11 protein-coding genes and 1 other annotated feature are annotated in these 12,310 nt (G+C 29.8%); of the genes, 2 read left to right on the top strand and 9 right to left on the bottom strand.

Going from position 1 to position 12,310, the window contains the following annotated elements; all coding sequences use genetic code 11:
- Positions 1-7 precede the first annotated feature (7 nt).
- From JK634_RS13670 to JK634_RS13655, 4 genes are read right to left on the bottom strand one after another with little or no spacing between them, the layout of a single operon-like run.
- Complete coding sequence (locus JK634_RS13670) at positions 8-955, bottom strand: ABC transporter substrate-binding protein (protein ID WP_202768235.1); 948 nt, start codon at positions 953-955, stop codon at positions 8-10.
- 1 nt (position 956) lies between these two features.
- Entirely contained in the window at positions 957-1,532 is a 576-nt protein-coding gene (locus JK634_RS13665) for a UbiX family flavin prenyltransferase (RefSeq protein ID WP_202768234.1), read from the bottom strand.
- A gap of 19 nt (positions 1,533-1,551) precedes the next feature.
- Positions 1,552-2,421 (bottom strand): UbiA-like polyprenyltransferase, encoded by an 870-nt coding sequence (locus JK634_RS13660; RefSeq protein ID WP_202768233.1) that lies wholly within the window; start codon positions 2,419-2,421, stop codon positions 1,552-1,554.
- Complete coding sequence (locus JK634_RS13655; RefSeq protein ID WP_202768232.1) at positions 2,411-3,856, bottom strand: menaquinone biosynthesis decarboxylase; 1,446 nt, start codon at positions 3,854-3,856, stop codon at positions 2,411-2,413. Before JK634_RS13655 ends, JK634_RS13660 begins: the two co-directional genes overlap by 11 nt.
- A gap of 224 nt (positions 3,857-4,080) precedes the next feature.
- Between JK634_RS13655 and JK634_RS13650 the strand changes: the two genes are divergently transcribed.
- On the top strand, positions 4,081-4,395 hold the full coding sequence (locus JK634_RS13650) for a hypothetical protein (RefSeq protein WP_202768231.1): 315 nt from the start codon (positions 4,081-4,083) through the stop codon (positions 4,393-4,395).
- Between the two features lie 52 nt (positions 4,396-4,447).
- Here JK634_RS13650 and cax read toward each other — a convergent pair whose 3' ends face one another.
- Entirely contained in the window at positions 4,448-5,491 is a 1,044-nt protein-coding gene (gene cax / locus JK634_RS13645) for a calcium/proton exchanger (RefSeq protein WP_202768230.1), read from the bottom strand.
- A gap of 63 nt (positions 5,492-5,554) precedes the next feature.
- Entirely contained in the window at positions 5,555-5,824 is a 270-nt protein-coding gene (locus JK634_RS13640) for a hypothetical protein (protein WP_202768229.1), read from the bottom strand.
- A gap of 449 nt (positions 5,825-6,273) precedes the next feature.
- Here JK634_RS13640 and JK634_RS13635 point away from each other — a divergent pair, with 449 nt between their 5' ends.
- A complete protein-coding gene (locus JK634_RS13635) occupies positions 6,274-8,859 on the top strand; it encodes an EAL domain-containing protein (protein WP_202768228.1) in 2,586 nt (861 codons plus the stop codon).
- Between the two features lie 117 nt (positions 8,860-8,976).
- On the opposite strand, the gene JK634_RS13630 is transcribed toward JK634_RS13635, so the two are convergent.
- From JK634_RS13630 to JK634_RS13620, 3 genes are all read right to left on the bottom strand, one after another.
- Positions 8,977-10,119 (bottom strand): glycerate kinase, encoded by a 1,143-nt coding sequence (locus JK634_RS13630; protein WP_202768227.1) that lies wholly within the window; start codon positions 10,117-10,119, stop codon positions 8,977-8,979.
- Between the two features lie 204 nt (positions 10,120-10,323).
- A complete protein-coding gene (locus JK634_RS13625) occupies positions 10,324-11,493 on the bottom strand; it encodes an aminotransferase class I/II-fold pyridoxal phosphate-dependent enzyme (RefSeq protein ID WP_202768226.1) in 1,170 nt (389 codons plus the stop codon).
- Positions 11,490-11,969, bottom strand: coding sequence for an Lrp/AsnC family transcriptional regulator (locus JK634_RS13620; protein WP_202768225.1), 480 nt, complete (start codon positions 11,967-11,969; stop codon positions 11,490-11,492). Before JK634_RS13620 ends, JK634_RS13625 begins: the two co-directional genes overlap by 4 nt.
- Before the next feature lie 62 nt (positions 11,970-12,031).
- Positions 12,032-12,282, bottom strand: a binding site (T-box leader).
- Positions 12,283-12,310 lie beyond the last annotated feature (28 nt).

Below are 12,310 nucleotides of genomic sequence, written 5' to 3'. Positions count from 1 at the left end.
ATCATATTTATTTAATTCCAACATCACTTACTAAATCACTAGCTTTTAGACTCTTTTTACTCAATCCTTTATCTTCTACCCATTTAATTACTGTTTCTAAATCCTTATCATCTGGAAGAACATTTTCTCTATACTTTGGTAATACAATTTTTCCTGACATTTCTTTTGGATATCCAACAGTATCTATAACTGTTTTTTCATATTCACTAATTGGTGTTGAATTTATATACTTAACAGCATCATTATATGCCTTATAGAAATTTTTAATTTCTTTTGACTTGCTATCAATAGCTTTTTGTGTAAATGCTGAAACTGACGAGAATATATTGGCATCCATAGCACTTCCAAGTTTTACTCCACCATCATTTAAAGCTAATGTAGAGAATGGTTCAGGAAGTAGTGCTGCATCAATTTTTCCTTCTTTAAGCATTTCGTATCTTGTTGGTATTGCAGGTACTGCAGTTTTATTTACTGTACTAATATCTATAGAATTTTTCTCAAGAAGCTTGTCTAATGTATATTCCATACATGTTTTTTCAGAGATTGCGACGCTTTTACCTTTTAAATCTCCATAAGATTTAATATTTGATTTTGCGCCAGCAATTAATACAAAGTTACCATCAGTTACTCCAGTTATTTTAACATCAAAATTTGCATTTTGATAAAGATTAACTGCAACTTCATCACAAATAACTCCATCTAATGTACCAGCTTGTAACGCTGCATCTCTATCTTTAGAGTTCTTAAACACTTGAATATCAACATTTACTCCTTCTTTTTTATAATAATCTTTTTCCTTTGCAATAAACATTGGTACCGCATCTATTGAACTCATTACTCCAATTGTTAAAGTAGTTTTATCTTCTTCTTTTTCTTTTTTATTACATGAAATTAATGTTGCACCCATTAATGTAGTCACAAGTGCAACTCCTATTATTTTTTTAAATTTTAGCATTTTAATTCCCCCATTTTTTAAATAAATCATTTTCAATTGAAAGATAATCTAATATTTTACCTATAACAAAATTCACTAAATCCTCAAGTGTTTCAGGTTTATGATAAAATCCTGGCATAGCTGGAAGTATTGTAGCTCCCATTTTCGAAAGCTTTAACATATTTTCCAGATGGATAGTATTAAATGGAGTTTCTCTCGGTACAATTATTAAATTTCTTCTTTCTTTTAGTGCAACATCAGCTGCTCTAGCTATTAAATTCTTAGATATTCCATTACTAATTTCACCTAATGTTCCCATTGAACAAGGTATTATTATAACTCCATCTAACTTATAAGAGCCACTTGCTACATTCGAAAACATATTGTTTATATCTTCTAACTGTATATTTTTATATTTTTCTTTTAAAGAATATACCCAACTTTCTAAATTAATGGAAGTTTCATATTCCATTACTTTTTTCCCATTATCTGATGCAACTATGTAAACAAAAATATCCTTTTGAACTAATTCCTCAATCAGTCTTTTGGCATATAAGCTTCCACTAGCACCAGTTATTCCTATAAGTACTTTCTTCATTTATCTTCCTCCAAATTCCTTAAATAAAGAAATCTATTAAGCCAAATATCAATAATACTATACTTACAATTTGATTAATTCCGTAAGATGCTATTGTAACTTGAGATAAATTATCTGGTGAAATAATCTTATGCTCTACAAAGAAAAGCACTCCAATAATAGCTAATCCAATAAAATAAATAATTCCTAAGCTTGAGCTTAATAGCCCGACAATAACTAAAAATATCATTGCTAGAACATGAAAAAATGATGATATTAGAAGAGAATTTTTCACACCAAATCTTGCAGGTATTGAATTTATTCCATTATTAGTATCAAACTCATAGTCTTGGGCTCCATAAATTATGTCAAATCCTGCTACCCATAAAGTATTTGCAGCTCCCATAAATAAAGGCAGTAAAGAAATACTTCCTGTAACTGCTATCCATGCTCCAACTGGAGCTGCTGCACATGTAACCCCTAATACCAAATGACACATCCAAGTAAATCTCTTAGTATAGGAATATATTGTCATTAAAAACAAGGCTATTGGAGATAATATTAGACATAATAAATTTAACTGTGCTGCTGCAAAAACCATAACTAAAAAACAAACAATCGAAAATACTATAACTTCTCTTTTATTCATCTTTCCTTGTGGAATTTGTCTTACTGACGTTCTTGGATTCTTTTTATCTATTTCAGCATCGATTACTCTATTAATTGCATTTGCGCCTGTTCTTGCCCCTAAAAATGCAACAAGTATCCATATTAGTTTGTTAATTGGAGGCATCCCATTCCCAGCAAGTAACATGGAAATCAATGCAAAGGAAAGAGAAAATATCGTATGTGAAAACATGACTAAAACACCATAATCATGTGCTTTCTTAATTACTTTATTAAAAACCATATTCTTTCCACCTTCTAGATACAAGTTCTTTAACTTCATCATTCATTTCTATATCATCTGGCCATTCTCTTGCATGACCCTCACTTTTCCACTTTTTAGTTGCATCTATACCCATTCTATATCCATAGTGTGGCAAATCTGATGCATGATCTAAAGCATCAAGTGGACCTTCTGATATTACTACATCTCTTTTTGCATCAATATTATTAAATACCTTCCATGCTACAGTAGAGATATCTTGTGGACTTACATTTTCATCCACAACAATTATCATTTTTGTATACATCATTTGCCCAATTCCCCACAAAGAATTCATTATTTTCTTTGCATGTCCTGGATATCTTTTCTTTATAGAAACAATTACACAATTATGGAATACTCCTTCAAGTGGAAAATTAATATCAATAATATCAGGATACTGCATTTTTAATAATGGTAAGAATATTCTCTCTGTTGCTTTCCCCATATAACAATCTTCCATAGGAGGCTTTCCAACAATTGTAGCTGGATATATCGCTTTTTTCTTGTGTGTTATGCATGTTACATGAAAAACTGGATAATAATCTGCTAGAGAATAATAACCTGTATGGTCTCCAAATGGACCTTCTAATCTAAGATCTTCATTTACATCAACATATCCTTCTATTACAAATTCAGCATCAGCTGGTACATAAATATCATTAGTAATAGATTTAACTAGTTTTACTGGAGACTTTCTTAAAAATCCTGCAAACATCATTTCATCTATCATCTTTGGTAATGGAGCAGTTGCTGAGTATGTTATTGCAGGATCACATCCCAATGCTACAGATACAGGCATCTTGCCACCTTTTAATTTATATTTTTCATATATTTCTCTTCCGTCTTTGTGCAAATGCCAATGCATCCCAGTAGTATTTTTATCAAAAACTTGAAGTCTATACATTCCTACATTTTGTGTTTCAGTTTCAGGGTCTTTGGTAAAAACTAAGGGCAATGTTACAAATCTTCCTGCATCTTGCGGCCAACAATGTAATATTGGCAACGTGCTCAAATCTGGGTCCATTTCTATTACCTCTTGGCATGCGCCTTTAGTAGGTAATTTTATAGGAAATACTGTAGCTAATCTTGTAAGTCTTGGTAGTGACTTAAATTTATTCATAAGTCCTAAGTAATTTGTCATATCAATAAATTCAGATATATCATTACCTATGTCATCTAATTTTTCAACGCCAAGTGACATAGCCATTCTCTCATAAGTTCCCATGGCATTAATTAATACTGGATATTTCGAATTTTTAACATTCTCAAATAACAGTGCTGGTCCATATTCTTTAGATACCCTATCAGCTATTTCTGTTATTTCTAAATAAGAATCTACTTCTGTGGATATTCTTTTTAGTTCATTATTATTTTCTAAGTGATTCACAAAATTATGTAAATCTTTGTACGCCATAATTCCACTCCTTCATATGTCAAAATTTAAATCTACAAAAGATTATAACACTATTTTTTTTAAAATTATAGCATAACTCGATTATTTATATTGGTTTTGTATAATTCTAGAAACTACTTTGTCATAATATGTACTTTTAGGTATTATAAATTTCAAAAAGGTAATACTACTTTTTAAGCATAATAATCCATAATATGCAATTTTGAATCAATTGGAGGATAAAGATGGATACATTAGAAACCTTAGTATGCAAAGAATGTAATGGAACAGAATTTAAGTTAAAAAGAAGAGCAACCTATGAATATACCTATGATATAACCTCTTCTTCTGATTTAATGAATTCATATATAAAATCTAGGGAATCATCATTTCTATTTGATAATAGAGAAAACTTAAATGAAACAGATTATTTAATATGTAATAAGTGCAATTGTAAATATACTGTTGATTTACGTAAAATAGACAACAAAATCAATCTTACAATAGTAAAAAAAGCTCTAACTTCCGAGAATAAGGAAATTCCAGAATTCTTAGGATAAATTAAACGGTTCGCAACTAGATTAACAAAATCAGTTGCGAACCGTTCTATATTTAAATTATAAAGAATGACGCTCCTATTATAAAATAAACAGCTAGAAGCTGAACTCCTTCTAACCAGTTTGACTCTCCGTCACTTGCTACTCTATTCGCTATAAGCACGGATACCACGAGAGAAATCAATTCAAATTCATTAAATATTATACTCATTGGAGTAAATAGTAGACTTAAGAATATTAATACAGGTGCAACAAATAGTATAATCTGCAAACTAGATCCTATTGCAATCTCTATTGATACATCCATCTTATTTTTGATAGCCATTACTACAGCTGTACTATGCTCTGCTGCATTTCCAATAATAGGTATTAATATTATTCCTACAAAGAATGTGCTTAAGCCTAGCGCTTCAGTCATAGGTTCAACTGCACTAACTAAAAATTCACTTTCTATAGCTATTAACACAGTTGCTACAATTAATACAAAAATAGATTTCTTTAATGACCAATTTGCTTCTCTTTGCTCTTCATCATTTAATACATAAAGATCTTTATGTGTAAAAAAGTTAAAATATAAACTAAATAGATAAATAATTATCATAATAACAGCAACTGCCACACTCAATCCTTCATATTGAGTATTTAATAACTCTGATTTTAATGTATGTGTGAAGATTGCAGGAATACTAAGCCCAATAACTGCAAATAGCAACATACTTGAAGATACTTCCACAATTTTTTTATTAAACGTTTGAGTTTTAAATTTTAATCCACCTGCAAGCATACTTGCTCCAAGTACTAATAGTATATTTCCTATAACGGACCCAGCAATTGAAGCTTTAACAACATCAAATAGTCCCTCTTTTAATGCAAAAAATGATATAATGAGTTCTGTTGCATTTCCAAATGTCGCGTTTAGAAATCCTCCTAGTTTCGGCCCTGTGTAGTACGATATTTCTTCTGTTGCTTCACCCATTAACCCTGCTAATGGTACTATAGCTAACGCCGCCAAAATAAACATTATTGTAGGAGAAAAGTGTAAAAACTCCCCAACTATACTTATTGGTATAAATATTAATAACAACTTCATAAATTTCATATAGTTACCTCCACATAATTAATTATGTTTCAAAATTAAAAAGGGTCGAATTATCTATGTAACTCAATCCTTAAAATCAATTTCTTCAATCATAAATCTATCAAAATCAATTTCTTCAATAAAATTATCTTCATTAAAACTTGTCTTGCTTCTCTTATTATACTCATCAAGATTGCTAGGCAGCCAATAAGGTTTAGCTATATCGAACTTATAGCAAAGTTCGTTTATACATACTTTCAAATTCTCTTGATATGTTCCCTCTATATCTGAAATAGCTACCTCATCTTTAATAATCCTATTTTCCTTAATTACTTTTCCCCATATTTTTAACATCTTAAGTTTACCTCCAATAGCCATTTCTTTTTTATTATATACAATCTAACATAAGAATATTTCATATCCGTTCTATCATTTCTATATCATACCATTTTTTATTTATATTATGAAGATATTAAAATTATAAATTTACAAATAAATCAATGATCTTAATATCTTATATATCAATATAAATTTATTTTATAAAAGTATATACTATTGTATAATAATAAGTAGTACCCAATAAATTGAATTTTATTGATATTGAATACTGTATATTATATAATTTTATTATTTGTAACTATTATTTACTAAAAATTAATAACTACTGAAATCCACATTTAATTTAAAATATAGTTTTAAACTACAGTTTTTTAAGTTCAACTAATAATTTATTCGTGCCTGATATCAAACAAGGATAAATTAAGTTTCCCATAAAAAAAACCATATAATTAAGGAGATAAATAATGAACTGGTTTTATAATTTAAAAATTAAACAAAAGCTTACTTTATCATTTATAATTGTGGCCCTATTTAGCGGGATCGTAGGTTTTATAGGAATAAGAAACATTGGTAAATTAAATGAAAATTCTAATGATTTATATAAAAGAAACTTTCAAGCTATGAAAAATATTTCTGCTATAAAATCAAATTTGATACAAATAAATTTTGATATATATAAAATCATAAATGAAAAAGACAAAGGTACATATGTTAACTTAAGAAATGAAATTGAAAATTTAAAAAATCAAGATGATTCCCTTCTAAATGATTATTCTCAAACCATCTCCGAAGTTAAGGATCAAGAACTTTTTAATGAATTTACCCTAATCTTAAAAGATTATAGAAACTACAGAAAGGATCTATTTAATTATTTGGATGAAGGTAATTATGATGAGGCTTCTAAGACATATTCCAAGTTAAATGCATTTAGCAATAATATAATTAAAAACACAGATGATTATATACAATTTAATTTAGATTTAGCAAAAGAATCACAAGCCGAAAATGAGAGTTTATATATGAATACACTTATTTCTACAATTTTTTTTGGTATATCAGGTTTAATTATTGCTATTATCTTAGGAATTCATATAGCTTCAGTTATCTCAGAACAATTAAAGAAGTTAGTATCTTTTGCAAAATCAATTACAGAGGGGAACTTAGATCATAATATCGATATAAAAACTAAGGATGAAATTGGACTACTAGCTGACTCTTTAAACAAAGCTGGTGCTGCAAGAAGGGAATACGAGTTAGATTTAACAAGTAACTACGAAGAACTTGAAGCTTCCTATGAAGAAATAACTGCTCTTGAGGAAGAATTAAGAGAAAAATATGATGAGCTTGCTATTAGTGAAGAAAACTTAAAAGAAAGCGAAAAACTCTATAAACTAATTTCTGAAGCTTCATCTGATGCTTTATTTGACTGGAGAGTTAAGGATAACACCATGCACTTTTCTGATAGATGGTTCGAGCTTTTAGGATATTCTAGAGATGAATTTAATTCTATTGGCTTTAAAGACCTAATACACCTAGAAGATACCTCAAGCATAGATACTATAATTAAAGATCATTGGGATAGAAAAACTGACTCCTATACAATTGAATATAGAATTAAAACTAAATCTGGCTCTTACATTTGGATGATTTCTACTGGTAAAACAATTTACGATAAAAATGGGGATCCATATAGAGTTGTGGCATCACATAAAGATATATCTGAACTAAAAGAATACCAACATAAGCTAGAATATATGGCTTATCATGATTTTTTAACAGATCTTCCTAATAGACAGTATTTATATCGAGTTGTAAATGAATCATTAGAGCTAGGAAGTTCAAATAATTCTGAAATAGAAAGTGCACTTATATTTTTAGATATAGATAATTTCAAATATATAAATGATACATTAGGGCATAGTTTTGGTGATATATTAATCAGTGCTATTGGTGACAGATTAATGAGAACTTTAGGTGATGAAGATACATTAATACGCCTAGGTGGAGATGAATTCATCATATTTATGAGAGATATATCTAGTCATGAACACGTAAAAGATTTCTCCGAATCTATCCTTAATATCTTTAGTGAACCTTTTAATTTAAATAATAATCTAGTCCAAATTACAACAAGCTTAGGTATATCACTTTTCCCTAAGGATGGTTTAGATTTAGATGAATTGTTAACAAAGTCAGATATAGCAATGTATAACTCAAAGAAATTAGGTAAGAACAACTATACATTTTACAATGATGGCATGAATAAAGAAGTTGTCGGACGAATGAAAATAGAAAGACATTTAAGAGATGCCATTAATAGAAATGAGTTTTATCTGCATTATCAACCACAAGTTAATTTAAAAACTAATAAAATATCTAGTTTTGAAGCTCTAATTCGATGGAACAACCCTGAACTTGGTTTTGTTTCTCCTCTAGATTTTATTAGCATCGCTGAAGAGAATCACAAAATAATCGAAATAGGTACTTGGGTATTAAAAACTGCTTGTGAATTTATTAAAGAAATCCATACGAATCATAATAGTGATTGTTATATTTCAGTTAATGTTTCTGTTATTCAGTTAATGCAGAGTGATTTTATCGATACTGTTCTTAGAATATTAAATGAAACTTCAGTTTCACCATCACAACTAGAAATTGAAATAACTGAGTCAATATTTATAGAATCTTATGAATTAATCAATAGTAAATTAGAACAGCTTCGTGGAATGGGAGTAAAAATAGCTTTAGATGATTTTGGAAAAGGTTATTCTTCCCTTAGTTATTTAAAGCAACTACCTATAACAACCTTAAAAATAGATAAAAGTTTTATAGATGATATAATCATTTCTAATAAAAGTTCTTTAGTTGAAAATATAATAGATATAGGACACAAGATGGATTTGAATGTTGTTGCTGAGGGAGTTGAAACTCAAGACCAATTAAGATTTTTAGATAATTATAATTGTGATAAAATTCAAGGATACTATTTTAGTAGACCTGTCGAGAAAGAAGCTGCAATTCAATTAATTAATGAGGGTATAATTAGTTAAAATATATGGTTTTAAGTTCAACAAATAACTTATTCATGCCTGATATCAAACAAGAATAAATTAAATTTCCTATAAAAAAGTCGTTGTCTCAAATGTGATTTTGTGACAACGACTTTTTTAGTTCTTTTTTACTGCTAATAACCTTGCTATGTTTTCTGATTCTTTTCTTAACGAATTGTATCCATCTACTAATGCGTCTTCTAATGTTTTAGGCTCATCAACAATTCCAAAAACTGCAGTCACTCCCATCTCATAGAGTTCTGAAATATCATCACTCACTCTTCCTGCTTCTACAATAACTGGGATGTTATTTGCTTTTGATATTTTTGCTATTCCAGCTATAGTTTTTCCATACTTAGTCTGAGAATCAATACTTCCTTCTCCAGTGATTATATAATCAGCATTCTTTATTCTTTCTTCAAACTTGATATTTTCTAGCACTATATCTATTCCTTTTTTCATATTTCCTTCAATTAGCATAAATGCTGCTCCTAGTCCTCCAGCTGCGCCAGCTTTTGGTATATTACCAATATCAATCCCTGTAGATGCTTTTATTTTATTAGAATAGTTTTTCATGCCTAACTCTAGCTCTTGCATTATCTGAGTTGTTGCTCCCTTCTGTGGGCCAAATGTATAGGTAGCACCCTTCTCTCCTATTAATGGATTTTCAACATCACATGCAACTTCAATATTTACTTCATAAATTCTTTTATCTATTGAAGTAAAATCTATATTATTTACTTTAATTAATTCCTGTCCATATCCATTTATAGTATTTCCTTCATTATCATATACTTTAGCCCCTAATGCTACTAGCATACCAAGGCCTCCATCATTTGTTGAAGATCCACCTAACCCAATAAGAATACGCTTAGCACCTTTATCTAATGCTTTTAGTATCATTTCTCCTACTCCAAAACTCGTAGTATTTAATGGATTTCTCTTATCTATGGGAACTAAAGCAAGACCACATGCAGCTGCTATTTCTATTATTGCTTTATCTTCTTCATTTATATATCCAAATTTACTTTCTATTATATTTCCTAAAGGGCCTGTTACATTTGCATCAATAAATTCTCCATTAAGGGCATTTATGATTACTTCTGAAGTCCCCTCTCCACCGTCAGCCATGGGAATAACCTCATACTCTGCTTCAGGAAATACTTTAATAAATCCTTCTTTTATTGCTTCTGCTGCATTAAAGGCATCTATGCTTTCTTTAAATGAATCTGGAGCAATAACAATCTTTAATTTTTTCACTTTTATCACCTTCTATTTGCAAATATAAGGACTACTGACATATAGGGTTTTAAGTTAAGTTTCCTCTATATAATGCATTAAAGAATTTACATGTCACTGTTAAGCTTTTAGACGTTTCAAATAAGAGTTGGACCTTGAGATGTAATATGATTTTTGCATTATATATATATATAACCTATATTATCACAGTAATCCTTAAATAAATTAACTATTATGCTTTTTAAGAAATCTTTCTATTCTTCTTAATGCTTCCATAATATTGTCCATAGATGAAGCATAACATGCTCTAATGAATCCGTCTCCACAGTCACCAAATGCATTTCCTGGAACCACTAATACCTTTTCTTCCATAAGCAGCTTTTCACAAAATTCATCTGAAGACATTCCGGTGGATTTTATACTTGGAAATACATAAAAAGCTCCTAATGGTTCAAAACATTCCAAGCCCATCTTTCTAAATCCATCAACTAATACCCGTCTTCTTCTATTATATTCCTTAACCATTTCCTCAACACTTGCATCTGAGTTCTTTAACGCTTCTATAGCTGCGTATTGAGCTGTTGTTGGTGAACACATTATAGCATATTGATGTATTTTCTTCATAGCATCAATTAATATTGGATGTCCACATATATATCCTAATCTCCAACCAGTCATAGCATAAGCCTTTGAAAATCCATTTATAACTAAAGTTTTTTCCTTCATTTCTGGGAAAGATGCTATTGAAACATGCTCATTTCCGTAAGATAATTCAGCATATATTTCATCTGAAATTACAATTATATCTTTATCCTTTAATACATCTACAATTCCAGAGAGCTCTTCTCTCGTCATTATAGCACCAGTTGGATTGTTAGGAAATGGTACTATTACTACTTTGGTTTTTGGTGTTATAGCTTTTTCTAATATTTCTGGAGTCAACTTAAATTCATCTTCTGCCCTTAAGTTTAGCACTTTTGCTGTAGCTCCAGTAAAAGCAGTGCAACCCTTATATGCTACAAAACTTGGTTCAGGAACGATTACTTCATCTCCAGGACCAACTAATGCTCTTAACGCTATATCTATTCCTTCACTTCCTCCTACTGTAACTATAATTTCTTCTTTAGGATCATACTGTAGATTAAATCTTCTATTAAGGTATTTTGATATCTCATATCTTAACTCAATAAAACCAGCATTTGAAGAATAGTGTGTATGTCCTTGCTCAAGTGAATAAATACCAGCTTCCCTTACATTCCATGGGGTTACAAAATCAGGTTCCCCTACTCCTAATGAAATAACATCCTCCATTTCATTAATCAAATCAAAATATTTTCTTATACCAGATGGAGGCATATTTTTCACATTATCTAAAATCATATTTTCTAATATCATATAAATATTGCCTCCCTATCATCTATTTGTTTCTCCTTAAATATTGTTCCATGATCTTTATATTTTTTTAACACAAAGTGAGTTGCTGTACTTAATACGTACTCTTGCACAGCTAGCTTTTCTGAAACAAAAAGAGCAACTTCCTTCATAGTTTTTCCTTCAATTATTACTGTTAAATCGAAGCCACCTGACATAAGGTAACATGCTTTAACTTGTGGAAAATTATATATTCTTTCTGCAACCTTATCAAAGCCTTCACCTCTTTGTGGAGTAACCTTCACCTCTATTAATGCAGTGACTGTTTCCTTACCTGTATTTTCCCAATTAATTAATGTTGTATATCCAGCAATTATACTTCTTTCTTCAAAATCCCTAATGGCATCTCTAACCTCTTCTACAGATTTTCCTGCCATTGTGGCTATTTGTTCATCTGTGTATCTACTATTCTTCTCTAAAATTTCTAATATTTCTTCCATTCTAATGCCCCCTAATTTTTAATATTGTTTAATTTAGAAAATAAAAAAATCCTTCATCCCAATAAAGGGACGAAGGAATAACTCCGCGGTACCACCCTAATAAGCAATAAAATTGCTCACTCAGCTAGAATATATAAATATATTCCACCTCTATAACGTGAGGATACGTTACTATCTAGTTAAGAATGAAATTCTTATTTTTCAATGTAAGATTCAAAGGCTGCTTCCACTAAATCTTCTTACCAAAGTTCCACCAAATCTTTAGCTCTCTTAAAAGTCAATTAAGTGTACTCTTCCTTATCATTATCTTTAGATATCTTGTTATTTTTTATATTATAATC

Source organism: Clostridium paridis (assembly GCF_016765615.1).
GTDB classification, from domain to species: domain Bacteria; phylum Bacillota; class Clostridia; order Clostridiales; family Clostridiaceae; genus Clostridium_T; species Clostridium_T paridis.
This window is presented reverse-complemented; position numbering and strand designations above follow the sequence as displayed.